Annotated in this window: 32 protein-coding genes and 1 other RNA gene; 21 read left to right on the forward strand and 12 right to left on the reverse strand. The window is 60.6% G+C overall.

The window, feature by feature from the left end:
- Window positions 1-49 precede the first annotated feature (49 nt).
- Together ACI3GR_RS07330 and ACI3GR_RS07335 are read left to right on the forward strand one after the other, a co-directional pair.
- Window positions 50-1,291, forward strand: a complete 1,242-nt coding sequence (locus ACI3GR_RS07330; protein WP_407493615.1) for an MFS transporter — start codon at window positions 50-52, stop codon at window positions 1,289-1,291.
- A 112-nt stretch (window positions 1,292-1,403) separates the two neighbouring features.
- Window positions 1,404-2,618: an NADP-dependent isocitrate dehydrogenase gene (locus ACI3GR_RS07335; RefSeq protein WP_407493430.1), complete on the forward strand. Its 1,215-nt coding sequence runs from the start codon at window positions 1,404-1,406 to the stop codon at window positions 2,616-2,618.
- 47 nt (window positions 2,619-2,665) lie between these two features.
- On the opposite strand, the gene ACI3GR_RS07340 is transcribed toward ACI3GR_RS07335, so the two are convergent.
- A complete protein-coding gene (locus ACI3GR_RS07340) occupies window positions 2,666-3,226 on the reverse strand; it encodes a type 1 glutamine amidotransferase domain-containing protein (RefSeq protein ID WP_407493431.1) in 561 nt (186 codons plus the stop codon).
- 153 nt (window positions 3,227-3,379) lie between these two features.
- Between ACI3GR_RS07340 and ACI3GR_RS07345 the strand changes: the two genes are divergently transcribed.
- A complete protein-coding gene (locus tag ACI3GR_RS07345) occupies window positions 3,380-4,006 on the forward strand; it encodes a YitT family protein (RefSeq protein ID WP_407493616.1) in 627 nt (208 codons plus the stop codon).
- Between the two features lie 85 nt (window positions 4,007-4,091).
- Here ACI3GR_RS07345 and ACI3GR_RS07350 read toward each other — a convergent pair whose 3' ends face one another.
- Entirely contained in the window at window positions 4,092-5,198 is a 1,107-nt protein-coding gene (locus ACI3GR_RS07350; RefSeq protein ID WP_407493432.1) for an anhydro-N-acetylmuramic acid kinase, read from the reverse strand.
- A 63-nt stretch (window positions 5,199-5,261) separates the two neighbouring features.
- Here ACI3GR_RS07350 and tyrS point away from each other — a divergent pair, with 63 nt between their 5' ends.
- A complete protein-coding gene (gene tyrS / locus ACI3GR_RS07355; protein ID WP_407493433.1) occupies window positions 5,262-6,515 on the forward strand; it encodes a tyrosine--tRNA ligase in 1,254 nt (417 codons plus the stop codon).
- Between the two features lie 179 nt (window positions 6,516-6,694).
- Window positions 6,695-7,069: a transfer-messenger RNA gene (gene ssrA, locus ACI3GR_RS07360) on the forward strand.
- Between the two features lie 11 nt (window positions 7,070-7,080).
- On the opposite strand, the gene ACI3GR_RS07365 is transcribed toward ssrA, so the two are convergent.
- Window positions 7,081-7,776 carry an ArsR/SmtB family transcription factor gene (locus ACI3GR_RS07365; protein WP_407493434.1) on the reverse strand — a complete coding sequence of 232 codons (696 nt, stop codon included), beginning with the start codon at window positions 7,774-7,776 and terminating at the stop codon, window positions 7,081-7,083.
- Window positions 7,777-7,875: 99 nt separating this feature from the next.
- Between ACI3GR_RS07365 and ACI3GR_RS07370 the strand changes: the two genes are divergently transcribed.
- The 5 genes from ACI3GR_RS07370 (at window position 7,876) to ACI3GR_RS07390 (ending at window position 11,595) form a co-directional block, all read left to right on the forward strand.
- Entirely contained in the window at window positions 7,876-8,193 is a 318-nt protein-coding gene (locus tag ACI3GR_RS07370; protein WP_407493435.1) for an NIPSNAP family protein, read from the forward strand.
- Between the two features lie 108 nt (window positions 8,194-8,301).
- Complete coding sequence (locus ACI3GR_RS07375; protein WP_407493436.1) at window positions 8,302-9,111, forward strand: chromate resistance protein ChrB domain-containing protein; 810 nt, start codon at window positions 8,302-8,304, stop codon at window positions 9,109-9,111.
- Window positions 9,108-10,436, forward strand: coding sequence for a chromate efflux transporter (chrA, locus tag ACI3GR_RS07380; protein ID WP_407493437.1), 1,329 nt, complete (start codon window positions 9,108-9,110; stop codon window positions 10,434-10,436). The genes ACI3GR_RS07375 and chrA overlap by 4 nt, the downstream gene beginning before the upstream one ends.
- Window positions 10,420-10,926 carry an SspB family protein gene (locus ACI3GR_RS07385; protein WP_407493438.1) on the forward strand — a complete coding sequence of 169 codons (507 nt, stop codon included), beginning with the start codon at window positions 10,420-10,422 and terminating at the stop codon, window positions 10,924-10,926. The genes chrA and ACI3GR_RS07385 overlap by 17 nt, the downstream gene beginning before the upstream one ends.
- A 111-nt stretch (window positions 10,927-11,037) precedes the next feature.
- Window positions 11,038-11,595, forward strand: coding sequence for a class I SAM-dependent methyltransferase (locus ACI3GR_RS07390; protein ID WP_407493439.1), 558 nt, complete (start codon window positions 11,038-11,040; stop codon window positions 11,593-11,595).
- A gap of 88 nt (window positions 11,596-11,683) precedes the next feature.
- On the opposite strand, the gene ACI3GR_RS07395 is transcribed toward ACI3GR_RS07390, so the two are convergent.
- Window positions 11,684-12,274 carry a TetR/AcrR family transcriptional regulator gene (locus ACI3GR_RS07395; RefSeq protein ID WP_407493440.1) on the reverse strand — a complete coding sequence of 197 codons (591 nt, stop codon included), beginning with the start codon at window positions 12,272-12,274 and terminating at the stop codon, window positions 11,684-11,686.
- 133 nt (window positions 12,275-12,407) lie between these two features.
- On the opposite strand from ACI3GR_RS07395, the gene fumC reads away from it, so the two are divergent.
- From fumC to ACI3GR_RS07410, 3 genes are all read left to right on the forward strand, one after another.
- The gene (fumC, locus tag ACI3GR_RS07400; RefSeq protein WP_407493441.1) at window positions 12,408-13,802 is read left to right on the forward strand and encodes a class II fumarate hydratase; all 1,395 of its coding nucleotides are present in this window, start codon (window positions 12,408-12,410) and stop codon (window positions 13,800-13,802) included.
- Between the two features lie 176 nt (window positions 13,803-13,978).
- Window positions 13,979-14,257 carry a DUF4169 family protein gene (locus ACI3GR_RS07405; protein WP_407493442.1) on the forward strand — a complete coding sequence of 93 codons (279 nt, stop codon included), beginning with the start codon at window positions 13,979-13,981 and terminating at the stop codon, window positions 14,255-14,257.
- The gene (locus ACI3GR_RS07410; protein WP_407493443.1) at window positions 14,254-14,469 is read left to right on the forward strand and encodes a ribbon-helix-helix domain-containing protein; all 216 of its coding nucleotides are present in this window, start codon (window positions 14,254-14,256) and stop codon (window positions 14,467-14,469) included. The genes ACI3GR_RS07405 and ACI3GR_RS07410 overlap by 4 nt, the downstream gene beginning before the upstream one ends.
- On the opposite strand, the gene ACI3GR_RS07415 is transcribed toward ACI3GR_RS07410, so the two are convergent.
- The 3 genes from ACI3GR_RS07415 to prfA form a co-directional block, all read right to left on the reverse strand.
- A complete protein-coding gene (locus ACI3GR_RS07415; protein WP_407493444.1) occupies window positions 14,470-15,033 on the reverse strand; it encodes a DUF4167 domain-containing protein in 564 nt (187 codons plus the stop codon).
- 215 nt (window positions 15,034-15,248) lie between these two features.
- Entirely contained in the window at window positions 15,249-16,070 is an 822-nt protein-coding gene (gene prmC / locus ACI3GR_RS07420; protein ID WP_407493445.1) for a peptide chain release factor N(5)-glutamine methyltransferase, read from the reverse strand.
- Window positions 16,067-17,116 (reverse strand): peptide chain release factor 1, encoded by a 1,050-nt coding sequence (gene prfA / locus ACI3GR_RS07425; protein ID WP_407493446.1) that lies wholly within the window; start codon window positions 17,114-17,116, stop codon window positions 16,067-16,069. The genes prmC and prfA overlap by 4 nt, the downstream gene beginning before the upstream one ends.
- A 63-nt stretch (window positions 17,117-17,179) precedes the next feature.
- Between prfA and ACI3GR_RS07430 the strand changes: the two genes are divergently transcribed.
- The gene (locus ACI3GR_RS07430) at window positions 17,180-17,476 is read left to right on the forward strand and encodes a hypothetical protein (RefSeq protein ID WP_407493447.1); all 297 of its coding nucleotides are present in this window, start codon (window positions 17,180-17,182) and stop codon (window positions 17,474-17,476) included.
- On the opposite strand, the gene ACI3GR_RS07435 is transcribed toward ACI3GR_RS07430, so the two are convergent.
- Window positions 17,442-18,269, reverse strand: a complete 828-nt coding sequence (locus ACI3GR_RS07435) for a Crp/Fnr family transcriptional regulator (protein WP_407493448.1) — start codon at window positions 18,267-18,269, stop codon at window positions 17,442-17,444. The two genes, ACI3GR_RS07430 and ACI3GR_RS07435, sit on opposite strands and share 35 nt — an antisense overlap.
- 523 nt (window positions 18,270-18,792) lie before the next feature.
- On the opposite strand from ACI3GR_RS07435, the gene ACI3GR_RS07440 reads away from it, so the two are divergent.
- Window positions 18,793-18,981 carry a hypothetical protein gene (locus ACI3GR_RS07440; protein WP_407493449.1) on the forward strand — a complete coding sequence of 63 codons (189 nt, stop codon included), beginning with the start codon at window positions 18,793-18,795 and terminating at the stop codon, window positions 18,979-18,981.
- 44 nt (window positions 18,982-19,025) lie between these two features.
- Here ACI3GR_RS07440 and ACI3GR_RS07445 read toward each other — a convergent pair whose 3' ends face one another.
- Window positions 19,026-19,742 carry an RlmE family RNA methyltransferase gene (locus ACI3GR_RS07445; RefSeq protein WP_407493451.1) on the reverse strand — a complete coding sequence of 239 codons (717 nt, stop codon included), beginning with the start codon at window positions 19,740-19,742 and terminating at the stop codon, window positions 19,026-19,028.
- 211 nt (window positions 19,743-19,953) lie between these two features.
- Here ACI3GR_RS07445 and ACI3GR_RS07450 point away from each other — a divergent pair, with 211 nt between their 5' ends.
- Window positions 19,954-20,538, forward strand: a complete 585-nt coding sequence (locus ACI3GR_RS07450) for a phospholipase A2 family protein (RefSeq protein ID WP_407493452.1) — start codon at window positions 19,954-19,956, stop codon at window positions 20,536-20,538.
- Between the two features lie 47 nt (window positions 20,539-20,585).
- On the opposite strand, the gene ACI3GR_RS07455 is transcribed toward ACI3GR_RS07450, so the two are convergent.
- Window positions 20,586-21,698, reverse strand: coding sequence for a Ppx/GppA phosphatase family protein (locus ACI3GR_RS07455; RefSeq protein ID WP_407493453.1), 1,113 nt, complete (start codon window positions 21,696-21,698; stop codon window positions 20,586-20,588).
- A 309-nt stretch (window positions 21,699-22,007) separates the two neighbouring features.
- Here ACI3GR_RS07455 and ACI3GR_RS07460 point away from each other — a divergent pair, with 309 nt between their 5' ends.
- Window positions 22,008-22,310: a virulence factor gene (locus ACI3GR_RS07460; RefSeq protein WP_407493454.1), complete on the forward strand. Its 303-nt coding sequence runs from the start codon at window positions 22,008-22,010 to the stop codon at window positions 22,308-22,310.
- A gap of 26 nt (window positions 22,311-22,336) precedes the next feature.
- A complete protein-coding gene (locus tag ACI3GR_RS07465; protein WP_407493456.1) occupies window positions 22,337-23,266 on the forward strand; it encodes a methylenetetrahydrofolate reductase in 930 nt (309 codons plus the stop codon).
- 34 nt (window positions 23,267-23,300) lie between these two features.
- Here ACI3GR_RS07465 and ACI3GR_RS07470 read toward each other — a convergent pair whose 3' ends face one another.
- Together ACI3GR_RS07470 and ACI3GR_RS07475 are read right to left on the reverse strand one after the other, a co-directional pair.
- Entirely contained in the window at window positions 23,301-23,441 is a 141-nt protein-coding gene (locus ACI3GR_RS07470) for a hypothetical protein (protein WP_407493457.1), read from the reverse strand.
- Window positions 23,442-23,453: 12 nt separating this feature from the next.
- Window positions 23,454-23,804, reverse strand: a complete 351-nt coding sequence (locus ACI3GR_RS07475) for a DMP19 family protein (protein WP_407493458.1) — start codon at window positions 23,802-23,804, stop codon at window positions 23,454-23,456.
- Between the two features lie 193 nt (window positions 23,805-23,997).
- On the opposite strand from ACI3GR_RS07475, the gene ACI3GR_RS07480 reads away from it, so the two are divergent.
- From ACI3GR_RS07480 to ACI3GR_RS07490, 3 genes are all read left to right on the forward strand, one after another.
- Window positions 23,998-24,972 (forward strand): methyltetrahydrofolate cobalamin methyltransferase, encoded by a 975-nt coding sequence (locus ACI3GR_RS07480; RefSeq protein ID WP_407493459.1) that lies wholly within the window; start codon window positions 23,998-24,000, stop codon window positions 24,970-24,972.
- 197 nt (window positions 24,973-25,169) lie between these two features.
- Window positions 25,170-25,457, forward strand: a complete 288-nt coding sequence (locus ACI3GR_RS07485; RefSeq protein ID WP_407493461.1) for an STAS domain-containing protein — start codon at window positions 25,170-25,172, stop codon at window positions 25,455-25,457.
- Window positions 25,454-25,819, forward strand: coding sequence for a response regulator (locus tag ACI3GR_RS07490; RefSeq protein WP_407493464.1), 366 nt, complete (start codon window positions 25,454-25,456; stop codon window positions 25,817-25,819). The genes ACI3GR_RS07485 and ACI3GR_RS07490 overlap by 4 nt, the downstream gene beginning before the upstream one ends.
- Window positions 25,820-25,825: the final 6 nt, after the last annotated feature.

The following is a 25,825-nucleotide window of genomic DNA, read 5'->3' on the forward strand; positions in this document are numbered from 1 at the left end:
CGTCGCTTATGCCGTGGTGCAGCACATCTTGCCGTGCTAGCGAACAGGCATCCCGACCGGAGCGCCGATGTCCACCCGCATATCCCAGTACGAATTCGTGGCCATGATGGCGATGATGGTGGCCACGGTCGCCTTTTCCATCGACTCTATGCTGCCCGCGATGCCCGAAATCGCCGACGACCTGTCGCCGGATGATCCCAACAACGTGCAGTTGATCCTGTCGGCCTTCATGGTGGGCATGGGGCTGGGTACGCTGTTTGCCGGGCCGCTGTCGGACTCATTCGGGCGCAAGACGATGATCAACCTTGCGGCTGCGCTCTACGTTCTGGGCGCGGCGCTGGCTTGGTCTGCCCCGACGCTGGAACTGATGATCGCCGCCCGCCTGATCCAAGGCATCGGCGCAGCGGGGCCCCGCATCATATCGCTGGCTATCGTACGCGACCTTTATTCCGGCCGCGAGATGGCGCGCATCGTGTCGTTCATCATGATCGTCTTCACCATCATCCCGGCGCTGGCGCCCCTGATGGGGTCTGGCATCATGGCTTTGGGCGGCTGGCGGTCGATTTTTCTGGCGTTTCTGATGTTTTCCGTAGTCTCGGTCCTGTGGCTGAACCTGCGGCTTGACGAACCCCTGCCCGAAGACCGCCGCCGCGCCTTCCGCCCCGCCATGTTCCGCAGCGCGGTGAAAGAGATGTTCGCCATCCCCATGGTTCGTAATTCGATCTACGTGCAGACGATGATCTTCGCGGTGCTCTTTACCTCAATCTCTCTGATCCAGCCCACCTTCGACCTGATCTTCGATAAATCCGACGCCTTTGCGCTGTATTTCTTCGTCATCGGCGCGTTCTGCATGACCTCATCGATGGTCAACGCGACGTTCGTGATGAAGTTCGGGATGCGCGCGATCATTTCGCTGTCGGTCATGGTGACTTTCGGGCTGACGATCCTTGTCCTGATCCTGCAACTGACCGGCCTGTCTGAAAACGCGTATTTCTGGATCTACGTGCTGTGGCAGACCGCGCTCTTCTACCAGATGGGCCTGACCGTCGGAAACCTGAACGCCTTGGGGATGGAGCCGTTGGGCCATATCGCGGGCTTTGCCGCATCCATCATCGGGGCCATCGCCACGATCATCGCCGGCATCGTCGCCACCGTCATCGCCCAGTTCTTCAATGAAACCACCCTGCCGCAGATCGGCGGCACGCTGGTGCTTCTGGGCCTCTGTCTGCCGCCTTTGATCCGGATGCGTCGCTTGGATCGCCCCAAAGCGGAGAAAACGGTGGAAAATTGACGTCCTCGTTACGATTCACCCGTAATGAGACACCAGCCGCCGCACAGCCCCTATGCCGCTTGGGCCGAATGGGCTAGCACAGGACGTAACAGACCAAAGACAGGTAAGCGTGATGAGCAAGATCAAGGTAGAGAACCCCATCGTCGAAATGGACGGGGACGAGATGACCCGCATCATGTGGGACTTCATCAAACAAAAGCTGATCCTGCCCTACCTCGACATTGACCTGCTCTATTACGATCTGGGCATCGAAGAACGCGACCGCACCAACGACCAGATCACCACCGACGCCGCCGAAAAGACCAAAGAGGTCGGCGTTGCCGTCAAATGCGCTACCATCACCCCGGACGAAGCACGGGTTGAGGAATTCGGCCTGAAAAAGATGTGGAAATCGCCCAACGGCACGATCCGCAACATCCTTGGTGGCGTCGTCTTTCGCCAGCCCATCATCTGCCGCAACGTCCCCCGCCTTGTTCCCGGCTGGACCAAGCCCATCGTGATCGGCCGCCACGCCTTTGGCGACCAGTACAAAGCGACGGACATGAAATTCCCCGGGCCCGGCAAGCTGACGATGAAATTTGTCGGCGACGACGGGACGGAGATTGAGCATGAGGTCTATCAAGCCCCGTCCTCCGGCGTCTACATGGGCATGTACAACCTTGACGAGTCCATCCGCGACTTCGCCCGCGCGTCACTGAACTATGGCTTGCAACTGGGCTGGCCGGTTTACCTCTCGACCAAGAATACCATTCTGAAACAATACGATGGCCAGTTCCTGCAAACCTTCCAAGAGGTCTACGAACAGGAGTTCGAGGAAAAGTTTAAAGCCGCGAAAATCTGGTACGAACACCGTCTGATCGACGACATGGTCGCCTGCTGTATGAAGTGGAACGGCGGCTTCGTCTGGGCCTGCAAGAACTACGACGGCGACGTTCAATCCGACACCGTGGCGCAGGGCTTCGGCTCTCTCGGCCTGATGACGTCGCAGCTAATGACCCCTGACGGCAAAATCGTCGAAGCCGAAGCCGCCCACGGCACCGTCACCCGCCACTACCGCCAGCATCAGGCCGGAGAGGCGACGTCCACCAACTCCATCGCCTCGATCTACGCCTGGACCGGCGGGCTCAAGCACCGCGCCAAGCTGGACGATAATGCTAAGCTGATGGAGTTCGCGACGACGCTGGAACAGGTCATCGTGTCAACTGTGGAAAGCGGCCATATGACCAAGGATCTGGCGCTGCTCGTCGGGCCGGATCAGGGCTGGCTGACAACCATGGGATTCTTGGAAAAGATCGACGAAAACCTGAACAAGGCCCTCGCCGGATAGAAAAAAGGCAGCCCCGCAAGGCTGCCTTTTCTTTTGTCTCGAAAGGCTTACGCCGCCTTGCGGTCGTGTTCGCCTTCTTCGATCTCTTCGATGATCTTGGCGACAAACGCGTCCAGATCACCGGGGTTGCGCGACGTCACGATGCCCTGATCCGCCACCACTTCGCTGTCTTCCCACTTGCCGCCTGCATTCTTCACATCGGTGCTGATCGACGGATAGGACGTCACAGCACGACCCTTCACGATCCCGGCCTCGACCAGCATCCAAGGCGCGTGACAGATCGCGGCAATCACCTTGCCCGCATCATGCATGTCTTGGACAAATTTCACAGCCTCAGGCTTGGTGCGCAGAATGTCCGGGTTGATCTGACCGCCGGGCAGGACGATCGCGTCGTAGTCGCCGATCTTCACATCGCCAAGCGCGTGATCCACTGCGGCCTCGCGACCCCAATCGCTTTCATCCCAGCCTTTGATGGCCTTGCCATCGGGCGACACGACGTGGACCTCGGCGCCAGCCTCGCGCAGCTTGTCGCGGGGCACTTCCAGTTCGCTCTGCTCGAACCCATTGGTGGCGAGGATAATGATTTTGGCGTTTCCGATCTTGGGCATCGGTCTCTCCTTTCGAATTGGGTGATAAGGCGTCTGCCTCTTGTGGCATCAACCCGCGCGCCCATCGCCCGGTTCCTAGGCATAGCGGGAAATCGCCAACGCTGACGCGGCTTCCCGCTCGACAGGTCACCACTTGTGACCTATCTCAGAGATATGCCCGCACCGATCCCGATACCGACCTTCTACCGCCACAAGCATACGTGGATTGAGGATGTCCAAGGCCTCAGCATCTCATTGCTGGCGGCGGCGGTGGGCGTGTCTTTCCTGACATCGCTGGGATTTCTCACCGGGCAAACGGCCGGCATCGCGCTGCTGATCGCCTATGTCACAGGCTATAGCTTCGGCACCGTGTTCTTTCTGGTGAACCTGCCCTTCTACATCTTCTCGTGGCGGCGTCTGGGGGCAGAGTTCACGATCAAGTCGGCGTTCTGCGTCACCGTCCTGTCAGTGGCCGTCGATTACATCCCGCTTGGCATGACCTTCGAATACCTGAACCCCTTCCTTGGCACGGCCATATTCGGCGTTCTGACGGGCTTCGGCCTTTTGGGCGTGTTCCGCCACAAGGGGTCGCTTGGCGGTCTGGGCGTCATCGCGCTGCTGATCCAAGACCGTACCGGGTTCCGCGCGGGCTATGTTCAACTGATGGTCGACGGGGTGATCTTCGCGATCGCCTTTTTCCTCTTCGACCTCGACATCGTGCTATATTCGCTCTTCGGCGCGGCCGTGCTGAACGGCGTGATCGCATTCAACCACGACAAAGACCGCTACATCGCGGACTGACCCGCGCCCCTGTCTTCTTCTGGTCGATAAATACCCTCGGGGGAGTCCGAAGGACGGGGGCAGCGCACCCAAATCCGCGCAACCTTCAAGGCCGCGACACCTGCCCGCCCCCAACGGCCATCTTCACCCCAGTCGTCGTCGGACAGGAGGTCGGCAGCCCCCGCGCCACCCGCACCGCCAGATAGGCAAAGGCCTGCGCTTCCAGCATATCCCCGTCCAGCCCGACCTCTTCGACAGGGTGGACCGGACAGTCCAGCGACACGCGCAACATCTCCATCAACACCGGGTTCCGCCGGCCGCCTCCGGTCACCAAAAGCTGCGTCGGCGGCTCGGGGCAATGTTCCATCCCGCGCAACACGCTCGCCGCCGCCATGCCCGTCAACGTGGCCGCCGCATCCTGATCGGCCAACTCGCCCACAAGCGACATCATCTCTGGAAAAGCGTTCCGGTCCAATGACTTCGGCGGAATGCGCGAAAAATACGGATCGTCCAGAAACAGCTCCAGCGCGCCGGTTTCGACTTTACCTGTCATCGCCAGCTTACCGTCCTCATCGTAATCCAACCCGCGCCGCGCCTGCATCAGATCGTTGATCGGCGCATTCGCAGGCCCGGTGTCGAAGGCCAACAACGCCCCCTCGCCCTCTGGCCTCGCAACCCGAGGGTCCACCCACGTCAGGTTCCCCACACCGCCCATGTTCAGAAAGGCCACCGGCTCGGTCGCGCCGATCCAGCGCGCACAGGCATGGTGAAAGAACGGGGCCAAAGGCGCGCCCTCGCCGCCTAATTCCACATCAGTGGACCGGAAATCCCACACCACCGGCACGCCAAGCGCACCAGCCAGCATATCCCCATCCCCCACCTGATGCGTCCCCCGTCCGCGCGGATCATGCGCCAGTGTCTGGCCGTGAAGGCCCACGATCTCCACATCGCGAAACTTGGACAACAGCGCCTGATGCGCCTCCATCACCACGCGGGTTGCAGGCGCCACATCGGGATCATTGGGCCATTGCCCAAGCGCCCGGTGCAGCACGCTCCGCTCATCCGCCGTATAGGCCCGATAATCGGTTTCCCCGAACCCAAGAATGTCCACGCCGTCCGTCACGACCAGCGCCGCATCGACGCCATCCAGCGAGGTCCCCGACATGGCCCCCAAGGCGCGCACGGGGCCTTTCTTTGCAACTGCCTTCGACATGGTCTTTTCCTTCGCCCGCCTGCCCCATATAGATGCCCTGCAGAATTAACCGGAACAAGTGATATGACATACCATCCTAAGTCAGAGTTCATGGCAACGATCATGCAGCGCGGCTTCATCGCCGACTGCACCGATTATCAGGCCCTCGACGACGCGCTGAACACGGGGATGGTGACCGCCTATATCGGCTATGACGCCACCGCCAAATCGCTGCACGTCGGCCACCTGATGAACGTGATGATGCTGCGCTGGCTGCAAAAGACCGGCCACCAGCCGATCACGCTGATGGGCGGCGGCACGACCAAGGTGGGCGATCCCTCCTTCCGCGCCGACGAACGCCCCCTGCTGACGCCCGCGCAGATCGACGACAATATCGCCGGTATGCAGCGCGTCTTCTCGTCGTTCCTTGATTACGAAAAAGCCGGCAATCCAGCCCTGATGCTGAACAACGCGGAATGGCTGGACAACCTGAACTACCTTGAGTTTCTGCGCGACATCGGCCGCCACTTCAGCGTCAACCGGATGCTGTCGTTTGAATCGGTGAAATCGCGTTTGGACCGCGAACAATCGCTGTCCTTCCTCGAATTCAACTACATGATCCTGCAGGCCTATGACTTCATGGAGCTGAACAACCGCTACGGCTGTCTGCTGCAGATGGGCGGGTCTGACCAATGGGGCAACATCGTCAACGGCATCGACCTGACGCGCCGCGTGCTGGATCATGAAATCTACGGGCTGACCACGCCGCTGCTGACCACTTCTGATGGGCGCAAGATGGGCAAATCCGCCAATGGCGCGGTCTGGTTGAACGACGAAATGCTAAGCCCTTATGAATACTGGCAGTTCTGGCGCAACTCGACCGATGCGGACGTGGGCCGGTTCCTCAAGATTTTCACCGAACTTCCCGTGGACGAATGCGACCGCCTTGGCGCGCTTGGCGGGTCGGAAATCAACGATGCCAAAGCCATCCTCGCCAACGAGGCGACCACCCTGCTCCACGGGGCCGAGGCCGCGCGCACCGCGGAACAGACCGCGCGCGAGGTATTTGAAAAAGGCGGTGTCGGCGATGACCTTCCCACGTTGGAGCTGACCGCAGCCGAGGTCGCCGACGGTATCTCTGTCGCGCAGCTGATCGTGCGCACAGGGCTTGCCAAATCCGGCAAAGAAGCCAAACGCCTCATCGCTGACAACGGCGCCCGCATCGACGACGCGCCCCTGACCGACGCCGGGCTGATGCTGGACGCCGCGGCGCTGGCTTCTCCGGTGAAACTTTCTGCCGGTAAGAAGCGCCACGCTTTGGTGAAACTCACCGACTAAGGCTTCTTTGGTCCCATAAATATTCCCGGGGGAATTGAGCCGCAGGCTCAAGGGGGCAGCGCCCCCCTCCACCGCCGTCTTTTGCACTGTCTCAGGACTTAGGGATCAATGGCTCATCAGGCCGCCGCGTCTTTCGTAGGGGGCACTGCAATCAATGGTTGGATTGGGCCCCCAATTCCCCCGTTGAAACCCGGTACAACCCCACCTATATCTTCCCTGTCGGGAAACCGACTATGGACATAAACGCGCTCGTAATAAGCGGATCGGACCCGGGGGCGGTACCCGGCGGCTCCACCAAACCTTCCGGCGTCATCCTTCGTTTGGGGATGTCATCAGAACAGAGGGGCCGAAATAGGATCGACGAACGTCTAAAGGGGTTTTGCTTTGTCCCGGTGAGATACCACCGTTATCGGTTCAAACAGTACAATTGCAAACGACAATCGTGCTCCGGTTGCTCTGGCTGCGTAAGCAGTTCGAGGAATCGAAACTTTAAGTCCTTAGGCCTAGCCGTCTAAGGCGGGGTCCGCAGGAACCTGGCAACAGAATCCTGCATTTCCTCCCCTGTTCATTCCCCTGCCAACACCCCCTCCGCGACCGGAAACGCCGCATCAAACGCGCGTCGTCCTTGGGCCGAAAACCGGATCGCCCGGCTGTCCGGGTCGCGCACAGCCCAGCCTTTCGTTAGCACGAACGTCAGCACGGCCTTGCCCAATGGCCCGGCCAGATGCATTCGCCGTTCGGACCAATCCAGACATTCACGGCACAGCGGACCCTTGGCTTGCGACAGGTCGATGCCCATGGCTGTCAGCGCCTCGGCACCCTCACGGCTCAGCCCGATGCCGTCACCGTCCAAGTGGATCCAGCCCTTCGCCCGCAGGCTGTCGTACAACTGCACGCCCAACTCTCCGGCCAGATGGTGATAGCAACTGCGCGCCAGCCTAAGGTCCGCATCGCGCGGGCCGGTGCGCAGGCGTTTGCGCCCCCGGGTTTCCGACAGCGCCAGCAAGGCCGACAGGGCGTCGGCCACGTCCTCTCCGGCCAATCGGAAATAGCGGTGCCGCCCCTGCTGCCCGACCTCTAGCAGCCCACCGTCCAGCAATCGCGCCAGATGGCCGCTGGCGGTCTGCAGGCTGACCCCGGCCTCGCCCGCCAGTTCTCCGGCGGTCAGTGCGCGCCCATCCATCAGCGCCAACAACATGTTCGCCCGCCCCGGAACACCGATCAGCGCGCCCAACTCGGATATATCTGGTCCTTCCTTCATCCCGCCACCTTAGCACCAGCCTGCGCAGAATACTTCGGCCCCGACCGTAACACTTTTGCGGCCCCCCGACCTACTCAAAGGCAGCAAGAAGGAGAGACCATGCTGACCTGTATCATCCGCTACGACATCGACCCGACCAAGCGCGCGCAATTCGAAGAGTATGCCCGCAGATGGGGCCAGTGCATCCCCCGCAACGGGGCCGATCTGGTGGGCTATTTTTCGCCCCGCGAAGGGTCATCCACACTCGCCTACGGTATCTATCACATTGAAAACCTTGCCGCATACGAAGCCTACCGCGCCCGCCTTGCTGCCGACCCTTTGGGCAAGCAGAACTATGACTTTGCCATGTCCCAAGGCTTTATCCGGTCCGAGGATCGCACATGGCTGCAACGCGTCGATCAGGGCGAAGCGCCTTGACATCGCGCTGACATATCCGTCAATTTGACCTCATGGGGACCACCGCGAACGCCCCGTGAGGCGCCAGCCCAAGGTTCGCATGTTTGCCTAATTGCAGGAGACATGCCCATGGCTGCCCCAACAGAAATCACGCCCTCTCAACTGCTGCGGCTGATCGGAACCCCCGATGCGCCGACGATCATCGATGTCACGACCGACGAAGATCACGCGCTGGACCCGGCGCTGATCCCCGGCGCAATCCGATTGCCCCACGATGACCTGCCCCTGATCCACGACCACGCCGGGCCGCGCACGGTCGTCGTATGCCAGAAGGGTCGGAAATTGTCCCATGGTGTCGCCGCGTGGCTGCGAACCGACGGGATTGCTGCCGAGGTGTTGGAGGGCGGCATGATCGGCTGGCGACAGGCAGAGGGACCGGCCGTGCCTGATGCGGCCGTCCCAACCCGGCAGGGTGGCGCGACCCTTTGGGTCACCCGCCACCGACCCAAGATTGATCGCATCGCTTGCCCGTGGCTGATCCGCCGCTTTGTCGATCCGAACGCGCGGTTCCTCTTTGTCCCCCCGTCCGAGGTCACGCTGGTGGCCGAAAAATTCGCCGCCACCCCGTTCGACGTGCCCGATGTCCCCTTCTCTCACCAAGGTGAGGCCTGCACCTTCGACACGATGTGCGATCAATTTGGTCTGACTCTGCCCGCGCTCGATACGCTCTCTCGGGTGATCCGCGGGGCCGATACCAACCGCCACGACTTAGCCCCCGAAGCGGCGGGGCTTTTGGCGATCTCGGTCGGGCTGTCACGGATGTTTCGTAATGATCTGGAACAATTAGAGGCCGGACTGACGCTTTACGACGCGCTCTACCGTTGGGCACGCGATGGTCAGGGCGAAACCCACGATTGGCATCCGGAGGCCACCGCATGAGCCAGAGCTGGACCCAGATGTTCCGCGCCTACGGACGCATCGGCGCGCTGTCCTTCGGCGGGCCGGCAGCGCAGATCGCCCTGATGCACGAAGAACTTGTCACCCGCCGCAAAGCGATGAGCGAACAGGATTTCCTGGGCGCGCTATCCTTCTGCATGCTGCTGCCGGGGCCAGAGGCGATGCAGATGGCCACCTATGCTGGATGGAAGGAACGCGGCGTGCCCGGCGGGTTGTTGGCGGGGCTGCTGTTTACCCTGCCCGGCGCTGTGGTCATCGCCGCACTGGCCTTTGCCTATGCGTCTTTTGGCGACGTGCCGCTGGTGCAGGCTGGCTTTGCCGGTATCAAGGCACTCGTCGTTGTCATCGTGCTGCAAGCCCTGTGGCGGATTTCGAACAAGGCGCTGAAACGCCCCGCCGACTGGGGCCTTGCCGCAGCGGCGTTCATAGCGCTTTTCGCGCTAGGCCTGCCGTTTCCGCTGATCATTCTGGCGGCGGGCATCTTTGGCTATGTCACGGCCCCGCGCGACGCCCCCAAAACACCGCCCGCGCCCCCGGCGCAAAAGGCCAAAACCCTGCGGACGATCCTGATCTGGACCGCCCTCTGGGCCGCGCCGCTGATCCCCCTTCTGATCGCCCGCGACGGCTTTCTGCTGCAGCTCTCGCTTTTCTACGCCAAGCTGGCCGTGGTGACCTTTGGCGGGGCCTATGCGGTCCTGAGCTACATGGCGCAGGCGGTGGTCGAAACCTATGGCTGGCTTAGCGCGGAACAGATGATCGATGCCTTGGGGTTGGCGGAAACCACCCCCGGCCCGCTGATCCTTGTCACCCAGTTCACGGCCCATCTGGCAGGCATGACCCAAGGCGGTCCCCACCTTGCCGCCCTGGCCGGAGTTCTGGCGCTTTGGATGACCTTTGTGCCCTGTTTTCTATGGATTTTCGCCTTCGCCCCCCATGTGGATCGCCTTCTGGCGAACCCACGGCTCAAGGGCGCGCTGGCGGCTATCACAGCCGCCGTCGTCGGGGTGATCCTCAACCTGTGCGTCTGGTTCGCACTGCACGTGATCTTTGCCCAAGTCGACGACACCCGCGCCCTGCCCATTCCGGACCTCTCCAGCATTGATCCATGGGCGATCGCCCTGATCATTTTGGGTGCACTCTTATTGATCCGGTTTAAGTTCGGCCTGCTGCTAACGCTGGCTTTGATGGCATTGGCAGGGATCGGCCTGCACAGCGTGGTCTATAACACGATAGCACCTTCCGTTTCAGCACGAATCCCCTATGCTCAGGCTACGGAGTTCGGAAAGTCATATGTCGAGTTCAATTGATTACGGAAACCTCATGCATCGTGCGATGCGGGGTCTGATCCAAGAGGTTCTTGAGGATGTCGCGGAAAGCGGCCTTCCCGGTGCGCATCATTTCTTTATCACTTTCGACACGACGCATCCGGATGCCGCCTTGGCCGATTGGCTCAAGGACCGCTATCCCGAGGAAATGACCGTTGTTCTGCAACATTGGTACGACAACCTCGAGGTCGGCGACGACGGCTTTGGCATCACCCTGAATTTCGGCGACAGCCCCGAAAGCCTTTATATCCCCTACGATTCGATCCTGACCTTCGTTGACCCCTCGGTCGAGTTCGGGTTGCGCTTTGAAACCCAAGGCGACAAGGCGTCGAAATCCGATGGCGATCCCCTGCCCGAACCGCTGCGCGCGCTGCGGGACGAGGCCAAGGAAAAGTCCAAGGACAAGGGCGACGATGCGCCCGCCGCCGATAAAGAAGGCGAAGTGGTTCAGTTGGACAAGTTCCGCAAGTAACCGCCGCGCCCCTGCGTTCTGTGAAGTTTTGGTGAAATCTGATCCGGCCATCTTGTGGCTGGCGGCGGTTGGGATTTGATCCCTGCGACGCCAGTTGAAAGGGATCAGCACATGGCCAGCGAGTTCACCGTTTTCTTGGGCGAAATGATACGCCACCCCGGAGAGGTCCGCGCCATTGCGCCGTCATCGGCCCGGGTGGCCCGCATGATGACCGCGGGCGTCGAACGCGTCACCGGCCCCATCGTCGAAATCGGCCCCGGCACCGGCAGTTTCACCAAGGCGATCCTGGATCGCGGTATCGCCCCCGAACGTCTGATCCTGATGGAGCTGAACCCAAGGTTCTGCGACGCGCTTTCGCGCCGGTTCCCCGGCGTGACCGTGCTGAACAAACCTGCCCAAGAGATCGAGGCGTTAGGATTGCAGAACGTCGGGTCTGTCATTTCCGGTGTGCCGATCCTGGCGCAGGCTGATTTGCAGCGCGCGGTTGTCGGCAGCGCCTTTAAGGTACTGGCAGATCGGGGAAGTTTCGTGCAGATCACCTATTCCCCGAACTCCCCGATCTCGGCCGAGAGGCTGGCAGAGATGGGACTTAGCGTGCGGAAACGCGGCACAGTCTGGGCCAATCTGCCGCCCGCACGGGTGTTCGAATACCGCCGTAAACTTCAGTAACGTATCGGCCTGCGACTGTGCGGCGCGGAAGGGCAAAGCCCCGCCGCATAGTGCCGGGGTTCAGTCTAACACCATCCGGCGATACGTCCTACTTTACGCGGTTTTCCAGCATATCAAGGAAGACCGCCACATGCTGACGCAGGACCTCTGGGTTGTCCGTGCTGCGGGACGCGGTCCAGATACCCGCCGAAAAGATCGCGATGATCCGGGCCAGCGCCTTGCGATGGGCCAGCGGCAGGGTCGATTGCTTTTCCCGCTGCAGCGCCATGGTAAAGGCGTTTTCCAGCTTGGTGTTATGCTCTGCCACCTTCTTGGCGACCTCTGGATCGTGCGGCGCAGTTTCCGTCGCCGCATTAGCCACGAAACAGCCCGGCCCCGGCAGTCCGATCCCTTCGGCCATTTCAATCAGCCGTCCAAAATAGCTGGTGATCGACGCCAAGCCGTCCTGAGAGCTGAAGACAGGGTTCAGCACCGGCGCGACCACATGTTCATGATAACGCGGAAAACACGCCATATAGAGCGCATGCTTGCTGCCGTAATCGGTGTAAATGCCGTGACGGCTCACTCCGGTCTTCTTGACCAGAATATCCATCGACGTGGCCTCGTACCCCCCGTACCAGAACTGGGCAAGGGCACTGTCGGCCAGAGACTCGGGGGTATGTGAGGGCTTGCGTGGCATACTCCATATATGTCGGAACGCATATTCTGACACAAGATGTAAACATCTCCCATAGGCGCTTTTTCGCAAGATTGCACCAACAGCCCCAACCGCGTATAGCAAACCGCGACATCACCTAGGAAAGAGTGCCACGATGACCAACACCCGCACCGAAAGCGACAGTTTCGGCCCGCTGGAGGTTCCCGCCGACAAGTATTGGGGCGCGCAAACGCAGCGTTCCATCATGAACTTCCCCATTGGCTGGGAAAAGCAGCCCGTCGCCATCGTGCGCGCGCTAGGCGTCATCAAGAAAGCCTGCGCCATGGCCAACAAAGCCAACGGCGATCTGGACGCGAAACTGGCTGACGCGATCATTCAGGCTGCAGGCGAAGTGATCGACGGCAAGTTCGACGACAACTTCCCGCTGGTCGTCTGGCAGACCGGATCGGGCACGCAAACCAACATGAACTCGAACGAGGTCATCGCGAACCGCGCCATCGAAATCCTGGGCGGCACCATCGGCTCCAAGGACCCGGTGCACCCGAACGATCATTGCAACATGGGCCAGTCGTCCAACGACACCTTCCCGACCGCGATGCATATCGCCGCCGCGATGACCGTACGGGACGTTCTGCTTCCCGGTTTGAACAAGCTTCTCAGTGGCTTGGACGCCAAAGCGGAAGAATTCAAAGACATCATCAAGATCGGCCGGACCCACACACAGGACGCCACGCCGCTGACCCTTGGTCAGGAATTCTCGGGCTACGCCATGCAGATCCGCAACGGCATCAAGCGGATCGAGGCCGCTCTGCCCGGCATCTACGAACTGGCACAAGGCGGCACCGCCGTCGGTACTGGTCTGAACACCAACAAGGGCTGGGGCGAACAGGTGGCGGCGAACATGGCCGAGATCACCGACCTTCCCTTTGTCACCGCGCCCAACAAATTCGAAGCGCTGGCCGCCCATGACGCCATGGTCTTCATGTCCGGCGCTTTGGCCACCGTCGCAGGCGCGATGTACAAGATCGCCAACGACATCCGGTTCTTGGGCTCCGGCCCCCGTTCTGGTCTGGGCGAATTGATCCTGCCGGAGAATGAGCCCGGATCGTCCATCATGCCCGGCAAGGTCAACCCGACGCAGGCAGAGGCGATGACCCAAGTTGCGGCCCACGTCATGGGCAACGACGCAGCGATGAAGTTTGCAGGCTCTCAGGGTCACTTTGAACTGAACGTCTACAATCCCATGATGTCTTACAACCTGCTGCAATCCATGCAGCTTCTGGGCGACGTCGCCGACAGCTTCACCGAACGCATGCTGAACGGGATTGAGGCGAACAAGCCTCGTATCCAGAAGCTGATGCAGGAATCGCTGATGCTGGTGACCGCTCTGGCGCCGACGATCGGCTACGACAACGCGACCAAGGTGGCGAAGACCGCGCACAAGAACGGCACGACGCTGAAGGAAGAGGCGATTGCGCTTGGGTTTGTGGATGAAGAGACCTTTGACAAGGTCGTGCGTCCGGAACAGATGATCGGCCCGAAAGGCTGAAGTTTTTGATATGAATTAAAGAAAGGGCGGCCCTCGGGTCGCCCTTTTGCTTGATAGCCTCCAACAGCTCCGCCTCGTGATTAGGGCAGCGCCGACCCGGGGTGGCGCAATAGCGCCGCCCATGGGGCGGGTCGGCGCTGCCCGGCGTAAACGCCGGGCGGGACTGATTTCATAGGTTGAGCAAGAAACTCGGCGGGCCTGCGGCCTCGATTCCGCGCTTGTGGCACACCCGATCCAACCACTACCATCCCACCATGTCCAAGGTCGTCAACCTTAACCAGTTCCGCAAATCCAAGGCCCGCGCCGACAAGCGCGCCAAGGCCGACGAAAACGCCGTGACCTTTGGTCTGACCAAGGATCAGAAGGCGCGCGCACGCAAAGCGGCGGAAACGGATAAGAAAAAGCTGGATCAGCACAAGATCGACGATCAGGGCTCTGACGATCCGACGACATGAGCGCACGTCCCGAAAAACATTCGCTGACCCTGCACGGCCATCGCACGTCCGTGTCACTCGAGTCAGAGTTCTGGGCCGCGTTCCGCGCCATTGCGCGCGAAAAGGATATCCCGCTCAACGCACTCGCGGCCGAGATTGACGAAGCGCGCGGAACCGACGCCGGGCTGGCCTCGGCCATCCGGGTCTACGTTCTAAACTATTACAAAGGCTGATTACTCAGCAGCGGCCGGGTTGCTGTCGCCAGCAGGCTTGTCGGCCTGACCGTCCTGATTGTCGGACTTCTTGGCGCGCGGCTTACGGTTGTAGGTGCGCTTGGGTTTCGCCCCCTGCTCCGCACCGGCGTCTTTCGACTGCTCGGGCGTCTCGACCAGCGTACTATCACCCGCAGCCTGTTCGACAACCTCTGGCTGATCACCTGCACCGGGGTCTTTCGCATCTTCGCCCAGCTCATTGTCCTGAGGCTTGGAGCGATCGCGTTCAGACTGACGCTTGCGGTTTTCGTTTTCCTGCTGCTCGCGCTGCTTTTCCTGTTCCTTCTGGGCGGTGCCCAGCATGCGCAGGTAATGTTCGGCGTGCTGCTGAAAGTTTTCCGTCGCGACACGGTCACCAGACAGCTGCGCATCGCGCGCCAGCTGGTTGTACTTGTCGATAATCTGCTGCGGGGTACCGCGCACTTTACCTTCGGGACCGGAGGAGTCGAACACCCGGTTAACGATATTTCCGACAGATCGGTTGCGGTTCGACTTATTACGCGAACGGGATTTAGAAGATCTCATGGGCCTCTTGTGAGCCTTGCTGATTTGGCGGTCGTTCAGCCCATCCAGCGCAATCTAACAGCGCGGCGGGCGAATGACGTTTTGGGCTTACCTTATGTCCGGGCAATAGCGTAAACGCGGGTGCCATCTGGACATGCATAACGACTAACCATGTCCATCCGGTGAATACAAGGGCTAAGTCGCAAAGTTTCGTGACCATGCGTCACCAAGGGGTTTTATTGTGGTTTTCGCGCCGCGACGACCCGGTCGCGCCCGTCGATATCGCGAAAGGTCACCACGTTAACCAACCCGGCGCTCACGAACAGATCACTGACGGCTGCCGATTGGGTCGGCCCGATTTCAACCATCAGCCGGCCTCCGGGGCTTAGATGCGCCACGGCACCATCGGCGATGACGCGGTAACAGGCCAGACCGTCGCCCCCATCGCTTAGCGCCATGGCCGGTTCATGATCACGCACTTCGGGCGCCAGACCCGCCATTTCGGACTGCGCGATATAGGGCGGGTTGGACACGATCAGATCAAAGGTGCCAGACACCTTGTCGAACCAGTCAGACGGATACAGGCGCAACCGGTCACTGACCCCGATCTGGTCGGCGTTGACCTGCGCGATGGCCAGCGCCTTGTCGGATAGATCCACCGCTTCCCCCTGCGCCTCTGGCCGATCCGCCAGCAGCGAAATCGCGATGCAGCCGGATCCGGTGCCAAGGTCCAGAAGACGCGAAAAAGGCTCCATAAGCGCTTGTTCCACCAAGGTTTCCGTATCGGGCCGGGGATCCAGAACATCGCCTGTCACGACAAAATCATGCCGCCAGAAGGCGCGTGAACCGATGATCTGGCTCACGGGTTTGCGGGCAATCCTCAGGTGCAATGCGGCCTCGAAATGTTCCAGCGTAATGTCGTTTGGGGTATCGCGATCCTGCGGCAGGTCGGCCTCTTGCCCGCGGGCATAGGCCCAGTCAAACAGCCGCCGCGCGTCGCCCGCAGGGTCGGGCACGCCCGCCTGCTCCAGCGCCGCTATGGCAGGCCGTAGGGTCATCCGTCCATTTCAGCCATCAGGGTCGCCTGATGGTCCGCGATCAACGCGTCGATCACCTCGTCCAGATCGCCTTGCATCACCTGATCCAAACGGTAGAGCGTCAGGTTTATCCGGTGATCCGTCACGCGCCCCTGAGGGAAGTTATACGTCCTGATCCGCTCACTCCGGTCGCCCGACCCGACCTGCGCCTTACGGTCCGCAGCCCGCTCATCCGCCGCGCGCTGGCGTTGTTCGTCGAACAGACGGTTGCGCAGCACCTGCATGGCGATCGCGCGGTTCTGGTGCTGAGACTTCTCGGAACTCGTCACCACGATGCCTGTGGGGATGTGTGTGATCCGCACAGCCGAATCGGTGGTGTTGACGTGCTGCCCGCCCGCACCGGACGACCGCATGGTGTCGATACGGATGTCATTGGGGTCGATGTGGATGTCGACCTCTTCTGCTTCGGGAAGAACCGCCACGGTCGCAGCCGAGGTATGGATACGCCCGCCGCTTTCCGTTTCCGGCACGCGCTGCACCCGATGCACGCCGCTTTCGAACTTAAGGCGCGCAAAAACATTATCGCCCTGAATGTTGCCAACGACCTCTTTGATGCCGCCCAGTTCAGACTCGCTCAACTCGACAATCTGGAATTTCCAGCCCCGCGCCTCGGCATAGCGCTGGTACATGCGCAGCAGATCACCGGCAAACAGCGCAGCTTCGTCGCCACCAGTGCCGGGGCGGATTTCGATCATCGCGGGGCGCGCATCCGCCACGTCCTTGGGCAGCAGCGCCAGTTGCACCGCATGTTCCAGATCGGGCAAGTCCTTGGACACGCGCGCAATTTCTTCGTCCGCCAGATCGCGCATTTCGGGGTCGTCGCGCAGCGCCTGCGCCTCGTCCAGCGAGATCACCGCATCCTGCCAGTCGCGGATTGCGCCGACGACGGGCCGCAATTCAGCGTATTCCCGCGACAACGCCGCGAAATCGCCGCCGCCTTCGGCCATCCGGGCCTCTAGGTATTCAAAGCGTTGGGTAATCTGGGAAAGGCGGTCGGGGGAAATCATGCGAATGCTGTCCCTTATTCGCCGCGCTTGGTCAAGAGGCGGGGCCGTGCTACCCTATGTCTTATGGGACGATTGCTTGCAGTGCTTCTGGTACTTCCCCTGCCCGCCTTGGCGGATGTCACGCAGGGCGGCAAGACGATTGACTGCTATTGCACCGACAAAACCGGATCGCGGATCGAACTGGGCCAGACCATCTGTATGGAGGTCGGCGGCCGCGTGTTCATGGCGCAATGTCAGATGTCGTTGAACGTGCCGATGTGGCGCGAATTGCAAGAGGGCTGCCTGTCCTCGAACGCGGAACACTACAGCCCTCTGCCGTCTTCAATTATCCCGTCGGACGTTCCCGCGCACCAAGGCTGATGCCGTTCTGGCCCGCGTTGGGAAACCACGAATGATCAATCAGGTCATGCCGGTTGGTATATCCGGCGATTTCCTTCAGCACATCAGGTTGCAGCAGACGCACGTAAGGACGCTGAATTTCGATCAGATGTTCGTCGGTAAAGGCCTTGAGCATGCGGTTCACATAAACCTTGGTCAGGCCCAGCACCTCACCGATATCGACCTGGCGCAAGGGCAGACGGAACCGGCGACCGATGTCGGGGTTCACGACCAGCAGCCGTTCGTGCAGATCGACCAAGAAATGCGCCATGCGTTCACGCGCCGTGCCGGACCCCATCAGGGCCAGACGGTCACCCATTGTCACGCTGTCCAAGCCGGTGATGGCGGTGAACAACGCCGACAGGCGCGGCGCCTTATGATAGACGGCAGTCATATGATCCTTGGGGAACGGGCAGACCACCCCTTCCGTCGCCATGACAACATCGTTGCCAGCAAGGCGAACGCCAAGGTTGGATAGGCCGACCACTTCACCCGGAAGGATGATGCGGAGCGATTGCTGACGTCCGTTGCGGGCGCGGCTGCGCTCAACTGCCCAGCCTTCTTTCACCACGAACAGCTCGTCCAGTGGTTGATTGGCTGGCAGGATCACTTCGCCCTTTTTGACGCGACGCTCGGATTCTTCCATCCGGGCGACAAATTCCTGTTCTTCCACGCTTAGCGTGCCATACCGGGCCAGCCGGCTGGCAAAACAGCTGTTGGAGCGTGCGGCACCACTAACAGGGCCGGTGTCCAGAATGTGCGTTGTCGTACGCATAGCTCTCTGCTCACTTTCTCTTCGACGCCTTTTGCGCCGGGTGTACTGGGTTAACCAAAACACCGGGGGGCAGGTTCCGCCGACGTAACGGAAAACCCCCTGATGCAACGCGGTACTGACAACCGCAACCCACTGAAAAAGATCAGATTTCTATAGCGGCACAGGTTTTTCACTGTTTTGCCGTCAGATCGTGCGCAAAGGGTTTAAACAAGCAATCCAAACTGGGCGACGTCCTATCGAGAAACCGTTTCCATTTCGTTCCGAAGGGCCAAGTAAGCAGATGATTTTGGGGTGGCCAATTGACGCAGATGAAAAAACAGCGGCTTTGGCCCAAGAAAATATGGGAAAATCGAAGCAGTTTACTTGGGTGGCAGATTGTTCTGCACATGTTGGTGACACTGCCGTCAGGTAACCTGCCCGTAATTCTTCGCAATTAGACCTTCGAATTGCCCACGCCCGACCATCTGTTCGCTTTGTTGTCGGTGCACATCAGCAAAAGCTATAGGCAATGAAGGCTGAAACCATGACCCAACCGCACCTGCACGGCGCGCAATCGCGCCACCGTAAGTTGTTCGAACTGCTGCGTCAGGAAAATCTGGCTGCGCGCAACATCACCGTCAAAATGATGCAGCGCGCCGCGCCCCCTGCCCCCAAAGCCAAGGCAGATCTGGCGCAGATCGCCAAGATGGCAGAAGAATCGCTGATGGTCTGACCGTTCGGTCACGGCCACCATCACACAGTGACCGGCGGGGGGCGTTACTTGCGATACCCGCTGGCCACCACGAATTTCTCGGAACTGTCGGATCGCGACGACGGCGGCTTGAAATTGGCCACCTTGTCGAATTTCTGCTTCAACAGCTTCTGCAATTCGCCCTCGGCCCCGCCGGCCAGAACCTTTGCGACGAAGGTGCCCCCCGGCGCCAGCACGTCAAAGGCAAAGTAGGCCGCCGTTTCGCACAGCGCGATGATCCGCAGGTGGTCTGTCTGCTTGTGACCCGAGGATGCGGCGGCCATATCCGACATGACCACGTCGGCCTCCCCGCCCAGCCATTCCTTCACCTTCTCGTCCGCGTCGTCTTCCATGAAGTCGAGCTGGTGGATCTCGGCCCCCGGCAGCGGCTCGACCTCTTGCAGGTCGACGCCGATGATGCGGCCCACAGCTTTGCCCTGCTTTTCCCCAAGCGCGTTGATCCGGGGCACAGCCACCTGCAGCCAGCCGCCCGGCGCACAGCCCAGATCGACAACCCGCGCGCCCGGCACCAAGAACCGGTACTTGTCATCAATCTCCATGATCTTGAATGCGGCGCGTCCGCGATACCCTTCGTTGCGTGCGCGCTGGACATACGGGTCGTTCAACTGCCGCTGCAGCCACCGCGTCGAAGACAGTTTACGTCCCCGAGCCGTCTTGACCTTGACCGTCAGGTCGCGCTGGCCGCGGCCAGAGGTATTCTTTCCTGTCGGTTTCTTGGCCACGTGGTGCCCCTTTCATCGCTTACTGTCCCATAGCGCAAAGCGCGCCCCCGGCTCAAGCGGCGCGGCAGATGGCCAGCGCATCGTCATATCCGCAAGCGGACGGCGCGACACGCGATCCCCACTCACATTTTCTTGATGGCTTGGCGGTTTTGCGAATGATGGTCGCATTAGCCCTCGTGGCACCGATTATTTTTAAAATTGAGGATACCCCATGCTGCGCAAGTTTGCCTGCGTCTTATTGATGACGCTTCTTCCTATGACAGCCTACGCTGATTGTCGTGACACCGTCCTTGGACCGGACGGCAAACTTGGCAAATACAAATGGCAGGGAAACTGTTTCAAACCCTTAAAGGGCGGCTGCAAACCCTGCGGCGGCAAAAACACCTCAGTCATTCCCAAGCGTACGAACGGCGGCGGCATCTGTTCACGCGAATATATCGCCGAAAAACGCGCCGACGGTTGCAGCGTGTTCTTGCAAGCCAATTATCAAAACATCTGGACGAATTCCGCGATCGCTGCGGGCTTGGTGATGTCTAACACCATGCAATATCTAGGCGTGTTTGCAGCCGCCTGCCACGAACACGATATCTGCTACGCCACGCCGGGCCGCACGAAACAAGGCTGCGACGACAAGTTTCGCGACAATATGAAAGCGATCTGCAAGCATCATGAACTGAAATGCGGTGCGGTGGCCGAAGGCTTTTATCAGGCTGTCAAACAGGCGGGGCAGCCCAGCTATGACGACGGCCGGGTGTTCGCCAAAAGCTGCAAAGCTAAGGCCGTGATCCAACACTAGCACGGCCCCACGTTGGGCGCCGCGCCAGCGCCGAACAGTCTGTCGTTTTAGTACAGCACGTCTTCCAGCACGCCATGCGCCGACATCTGCGCATAAAGCAGTCCTTCGCGCAGACCACGATCCGCAACCGACAGGCGGTCCGTCGGCCAGCAGCGCAGAAGCGCCTGCAAAATGGCCGATCCCGACATGATCAGCGCCTGCCGATCCTGCCCGATGCGCGGATCCTTGCGACGTCCCGCAGGACCAAGCGCTAGGTAATCGCGGATCACCTTGTCGATCTGGTCGCTGCTCATCCGCAGGCCATCCACCTTGGTCCGGTCATACCGTTTCAGCCCAAGATGCGACGCCGCGACGGTCGTGACCGTGCCGCTGGTGCCGATGATCTGGAACCCCTCGCGCGCCTGTTCGTCCTTGTAAGGCGCGAACTCGGCCAGCGATTCCTCAAAGAACCACGACATAAGGGCGAACCGCGCAGTATCATCCTGTACGTCGCGAAACTGATCGCGCAGCGTCGCGACACCCAAAGGCACGCTGATCCAATCCACCACCTTCGCCGCGGGAAACGGGCTTTCGGCGGGATGAAACCCGGCATGTAACCGCATGATTGCACGCGGTCTTTCCCGCGCGGGCACTGCCGTCAGGTCAATCCACACCAATTCGGTCGAGCCGCCGCCAATATCCACCACCAGCAACTGATCCGTCCGCGTCGACACCAAGGGCGCGCAGGAGATCACGGCCAGACGCGCTTCTTCCTCCGGTTCGATGATTTCCAGCGACAGCCCGGTTTCGGATCGCACCTGATTGATGAACTTGTCCGCATTCTTGGCACGCCGACAGGCCTCGGTCGCGACCAGACGCATATGACGCACCTTGTGGCGCTTCAGTTTCTGCTGACACACTCGCAGCGCCTGAATGGTCCGCGACATCGACGACCGGGACAATTGGCCAGATCTTTCCAGACCGGCGCCCAGCTGCACCGATTTCGAAAAGCTGTCGACCACATGAAACTGACTGCCCTTCGGTTGGGCAATCAGCATGCGGCACGAGTTCGTGCCCAGATCCAGCGCAGCATAAAGCTCGGCCGGATCCGGCGGATTGGGTACGGGGCTTTCGACCGGTTTCGGGAACGCGCCCGCACCTTTGGGACGCCTGGGCGCCATGATCGCGCCCTCCTGTTACGTGTTGCCCTCAGGCTAATCCAAGAGTCACGTTTCAATCAAGTGTTGGAATGCGTTCGCCACCGCAAAAACGCTTCTGTTCCGCTGCGGTATGGTCTGCTGAACCGCGGGCCTTAGGCGGTGATTCATAACCTTCATGCAGATTACGGGGATTCGCCACCATGGATCGATGATCCACGACGGGATAGACAGGGCTGCGCGTCGCGCACGCGATGCGACATGTCGAAAACGACCCCACGAGGTCTGTCTTTTGCCCGTATCAGGGGATGAGGGACGCAGAGGAAACGCGCAATGGCCACGACTGACATCACCCTTGTTTGCTGGCGGGATATTCCCGCGCAGGTGATCGTTGGAAAGGGCCGAAAAGCGGCCAAGCAGGTTCTGCCGGAACGGTTTGAACAGGCAATTGACCGCGCTGCCATGAAGGTCGGGGCATCTGATACGGATGCCTATCTGGCCGAATGGCGCAAAACCTCTCTGCCCCCCGCCGAAGGGGACCCTTCGGAGATCGCGGCGCGCGAAATCGCGCGTCTGGATGCGGAGTACGATCAGGAGCGTTTGAAAGCCCTGATCGCCAATGATGGCTGGGCATGAAGCGCCTAAGCTGGAGGGATAGACTGATGGGAATTCTGAATTTCGCCCGCCGCGAGGCGAAGACGACCGCGGACGCACGGCTTGAAGCTTTCCTCGAAGGCTATTCGATCGAAGTGATGCCCCGCACCGCTGAAAAGGTCGAAGACTTCCGTGCGCTTCTGCCCGAAGGCACCCGCGTCTACATCGCCCACATCGACGGCACGCCCATCGAAGATATGGTGAACACCGCCGCACGTCTGGCCGATGACGGTTTTGACGTCATGCCCCACTTCCCCGCGCGCATCATCAAGGATGCCGCCACGCTGGAAGACTGGATCAACCGCTACCAGACCGAAGCCGGCGTGACGCAGGGCCTGATCCTTGCCGGTGGCGTTGCCGAACCCCACGGCGAATTCCACTCTGCCATGCAGCTGCTGGAAACCGGTCTGTTCGACCGCGCAGGGTTCAAGCGTCTGCACGTCGCAGGCCACCCCGAAGGCAACCGCGACATCGACCCCGATGGCAGCGACAAGATGGTGATGGAAGCCGCCCGCTGGAAATCCGCCTTTGCCGAGCGCACGGATGCCCAGATGGCCATGGCCACCCAGTTCGCCTTTGACGCGGGCCCCATCGTTGCATGGGCCGACCGTCTCAAGGCCGAAGGCGTCACCCTGCCGATCCACATCGGCGTTGCTGGCCCCGCCAAGCTGCAGACCCTGATCAAATTCGCCATCGCTTGCGGTGTTGGCCCGTCGCTGAAGGTTCTGCAGAAACGCGCCATGGACGTGACCAAGCTGGTTCTGCCTTATGAGCCGACCGAGGTTCTGACCGATCTGGCACAGCACAAGCTGGATAACCCCGACAGCCTGATCGAAAAGGTCCACTTCTTCCCTCTGGGCGGGATCAAGGCGAACGCGACCTGGATTCAGGAAAACGGTGGCGAAAGCGGCCGTCCGGCAGCCGACACCGCAGCCTAATTCTGGGGCCTAATAACGGGTCTTAAGTCTAGGGCTACTCCAGCCCATCGACCGCCAAAGACTCACTGCGATGGCGCAGCATATGCGCCATCCGCGCCTCGTCCGCCCACCAGCCGACGCGATCCAGGTCTTGGTCAAATGCGACCAGCGCACTGTCTTCGAACTGTTCAAACAAATCCCCAACCTCTCACGCCGTGAATTTTGCCCGCTCTTGCGTGGCGATCGCGGCGGCACGATCAATCAAATCCGCCGCCTCTGTCAGGCCAAGCGTCCGGTACCCCTGCGCCGCGGGACCGAAAAAATCCGGGATATTATAAGCCGCCTGCGCAAATCCCCCGTTGCCCACGTCGAACTGCATAATGCGCGACGCGTAATAGTCAGCCACCGGGGCCAGCACGCGGGACAGGGTTTCGGCATCACCGATCACATTGGTCAGTTTCAGGTACACCGCGTCATCCAGCGTGAACGCATCAATCTCGGATCGGTCGAACAGATCGAAGGCCTGCGCCAGTGTGGTGATGGAACTTAGGGAAACCAAACCTGCGCCTCTCCCTGGGGAACGCCCCCAGATCATGTCAAAGATGAAAAGAATTCAAGCCCGCAGACCTCGCCCTGCGGCACGCAATGTCTTAGAAGTCCGTTTCAACGCCTCAGGTGTCGCATCTTGCGATGCAGTTATCCCAGAATCGAATGAAGTGTCGCCAAGTGCAACGCGCGCAGAAGGAACGCCGATGACCCGTACCGTAATCGAATCCAAGACAAAAACCGTCACCATCGGGTTCGACGAACCCTTTTGTGTGATCGGCGAACGCATCAACCCGACGGGTCGCAAAAAGCTCGCGGCCGAGCTTGAGATGGACGACTTCTCGACCGTCGAAAAAGACGCGATCGAACAGGTGGCCTGTGGCGCCATGGTGCTCGACATCAACTCGGGCGCAGTTTTCACCAACAAAATGGCCGACGATCCGCGCTATGCCGACAACAACTTTGTCGAACCGATGCTGATGCCGGAACTGGTCAAGCGTGTGCAGTCTCTGGTTGACGTGCCGCTCTGCATCGACAGCTCCGTCCCCGGCGCTCTCGAGGCCGGTCTGGAAGCCGCCGAAGGCCGTCCGCTGCTGAACTCCGTCACCGGCGAAGAAGAGCGTCTGGAACTGGTTCTGCCGCTGGTCAAGAAATACAACGTGCCGGTCGTGGCGATCTCCAACGACGACACCGGCATCTCTGAGGACCCCGAGGTCCGCTTTGCCGTCGCGAAAAAGATCGTCGAACGCGCCGCCGATTTCGGCATCCCCGCGCATGACATCGTCGTCGACCCGCTGGTGATGCCCATCGGCGCGATGGCTACCGCTGGCCAGCAGGTCTTTACCCTCGTCCGCCGTCTGCGCGACGAACTGGGCGTGAACACCACCTGCGGCGCGTCCAACGTGTCGTTTGGTCTGCCGAACCGCCACGGGATCAACGCCGCCTTCCTGCCGATGGCGATTGGCGCGGGCATGACCTCGGCCATTATGAACCCGGTTCGTCAGGTGGAAATGGAGGCGATCAAAGCCGCCAATATGCTGATGAACCACGACCCAAATGGCGGCAATTGGATCCAGTTCTCGCGGGTTCTGGACGCGGTCAAAGAAGGCGCGACCTTCCCCGAGGCGGCCCAGGCGACCCAAGCGGCTGGCGGTCGTGGCGGACGCCGTCGTCGCCGGTAATTTCGGACCGATATTAACCAAATTTTTGCGAAACGCGGCGCGCCCCTGGGGTTGCGCCGCGTTTTCGTGTCAATCCGATGAATTTAAGTTCGGTAGCGTAACCCCGCCTTAACCTGGCCCCGCCTATCACCTTCCTGAACACTGGACCGGTACGCCCACACGGGACGTCCGGCACCCATTTTTTGAGGAAGGTGAGGATGTCCGAACCCTACACGCTGCCGCCGAAACTCGATCTCTCTGCCGCCTCAGGGCTTGCGGCAGACCTCAGGACTCGCTGCACCGCAGATCTGACGCTTGATGCCACGAACGTCACGCAGGTCGGCGCGCTTGGCGTTCAGATCATCGCCTCTGCCGCCCGCAGCGCGCAGGCCGCGGGCCACAAGGTCCAGTTGATCCACCTGTCGGACAAGGCACTGGAACAGCTGTCTCACCTTGGGTTCACACCGGAAACCCTGACCGCCCCCGAACTGGAGGTCACGGAATGAGCCTGACAATCCTAGCTGTCGATGACAGCCGAACCATGCGCGACATGATCCGCATGTGCCTTGTTCCCGCGGGATTCGATGTGCATCTGGCCGAAGACGGCGTCGACGGAATCGAAGTGCTGGAAGGCCTCGAACCCGATGCCATCATCACCGACATCAACATGCCCCGCATGGATGGCTTTGGCTTTATCGACGCGGTGCGCGCGCAAGAAGATCACCGCGCCACCCCCATTCTGGTTCTGACAACCGAAAGCGCGCCGGAACTGAAACAGCGCGCCCGCAACGCCGGGGCGACCGGCTGGATCGTCAAACCCTTCGACCCGCAAAAGCTGGTCAAAGCGCTGACCATGGTCACGGGATAGGGGCTG

Origin of the sequence: Pseudooceanicola aestuariicola (genome assembly GCF_045763785.1) — a bacterium.
In the GTDB taxonomy this organism is placed as follows: Bacteria; Pseudomonadota; Alphaproteobacteria; order Rhodobacterales; family Rhodobacteraceae; genus Pseudooceanicola.

Bases quoted from the DNA above. Each gene is read 5' to 3' on its own strand.
- chrA (WP_407493437.1), top strand. From the start codon at position 9,108: ATGAGCCAGAGCTGGACCCAGATGTTCCGCGCCTACGGACGCATCGGC.
- tyrS (WP_407493433.1), top strand. From the start codon at position 5,262: ATGACATACCATCCTAAGTCAGAGTTCATGGCAACGATCATGCAGCGC.
- ACI3GR_RS07410 (WP_407493443.1), top strand. From the start codon at position 14,254: ATGAGCGCACGTCCCGAAAAACATTCGCTGACCCTGCACGGCCATCGC.
- ACI3GR_RS07375 (WP_407493436.1), top strand. From the start codon at position 8,302: ATGGCTGCCCCAACAGAAATCACGCCCTCTCAACTGCTGCGGCTGATC.
- ACI3GR_RS07340 (WP_407493431.1), bottom strand. From the start codon at position 3,226: ATGCCCAAGATCGGAAACGCCAAAATCATTATCCTCGCCACCAATGGG.
- ACI3GR_RS07455 (WP_407493453.1), bottom strand. From the start codon at position 21,698: ATGGCGCCCAGGCGTCCCAAAGGTGCGGGCGCGTTCCCGAAACCGGTC.
- ACI3GR_RS07335 (WP_407493430.1), top strand. From the start codon at position 1,404: ATGAGCAAGATCAAGGTAGAGAACCCCATCGTCGAAATGGACGGGGAC.
- ACI3GR_RS07385 (WP_407493438.1), top strand. From the start codon at position 10,420: ATGTCGAGTTCAATTGATTACGGAAACCTCATGCATCGTGCGATGCGG.
- ACI3GR_RS07490 (WP_407493464.1), top strand. From the start codon at position 25,454: ATGAGCCTGACAATCCTAGCTGTCGATGACAGCCGAACCATGCGCGAC.
- ACI3GR_RS07345 (WP_407493616.1), top strand. From the start codon at position 3,380: ATGCCCGCACCGATCCCGATACCGACCTTCTACCGCCACAAGCATACG.
- prmC (WP_407493445.1), bottom strand. From the start codon at position 16,070: ATGACCCTACGGCCTGCCATAGCGGCGCTGGAGCAGGCGGGCGTGCCC.
- fumC (WP_407493441.1), top strand. From the start codon at position 12,408: ATGACCAACACCCGCACCGAAAGCGACAGTTTCGGCCCGCTGGAGGTT.
- ACI3GR_RS07440 (WP_407493449.1), top strand. From the start codon at position 18,793: ATGACCCAACCGCACCTGCACGGCGCGCAATCGCGCCACCGTAAGTTG.
- ACI3GR_RS07430 (WP_407493447.1), top strand. From the start codon at position 17,180: ATGGGACGATTGCTTGCAGTGCTTCTGGTACTTCCCCTGCCCGCCTTG.
- ACI3GR_RS07365 (WP_407493434.1), bottom strand. From the start codon at position 7,776: ATGAAGGAAGGACCAGATATATCCGAGTTGGGCGCGCTGATCGGTGTT.
- ACI3GR_RS07480 (WP_407493459.1), top strand. From the start codon at position 23,998: ATGACCCGTACCGTAATCGAATCCAAGACAAAAACCGTCACCATCGGG.
- ACI3GR_RS07350 (WP_407493432.1), bottom strand. From the start codon at position 5,198: ATGTCGAAGGCAGTTGCAAAGAAAGGCCCCGTGCGCGCCTTGGGGGCC.
- prfA (WP_407493446.1), bottom strand. From the start codon at position 17,116: ATGATTTCCCCCGACCGCCTTTCCCAGATTACCCAACGCTTTGAATAC.
- ACI3GR_RS07450 (WP_407493452.1), top strand. From the start codon at position 19,954: ATGCTGCGCAAGTTTGCCTGCGTCTTATTGATGACGCTTCTTCCTATG.
- ACI3GR_RS07435 (WP_407493448.1), bottom strand. From the start codon at position 18,269: ATGCGTACGACAACGCACATTCTGGACACCGGCCCTGTTAGTGGTGCC.
- ACI3GR_RS07390 (WP_407493439.1), top strand. From the start codon at position 11,038: ATGGCCAGCGAGTTCACCGTTTTCTTGGGCGAAATGATACGCCACCCC.
- ACI3GR_RS07415 (WP_407493444.1), bottom strand. From the start codon at position 15,033: ATGAGATCTTCTAAATCCCGTTCGCGTAATAAGTCGAACCGCAACCGA.
- ACI3GR_RS07465 (WP_407493456.1), top strand. From the start codon at position 22,337: ATGGGAATTCTGAATTTCGCCCGCCGCGAGGCGAAGACGACCGCGGAC.
- ACI3GR_RS07395 (WP_407493440.1), bottom strand. From the start codon at position 12,274: ATGCCACGCAAGCCCTCACATACCCCCGAGTCTCTGGCCGACAGTGCC.
- ACI3GR_RS07460 (WP_407493454.1), top strand. From the start codon at position 22,008: ATGGCCACGACTGACATCACCCTTGTTTGCTGGCGGGATATTCCCGCG.
- ACI3GR_RS07370 (WP_407493435.1), top strand. From the start codon at position 7,876: ATGCTGACCTGTATCATCCGCTACGACATCGACCCGACCAAGCGCGCG.
- ACI3GR_RS07485 (WP_407493461.1), top strand. From the start codon at position 25,170: ATGTCCGAACCCTACACGCTGCCGCCGAAACTCGATCTCTCTGCCGCC.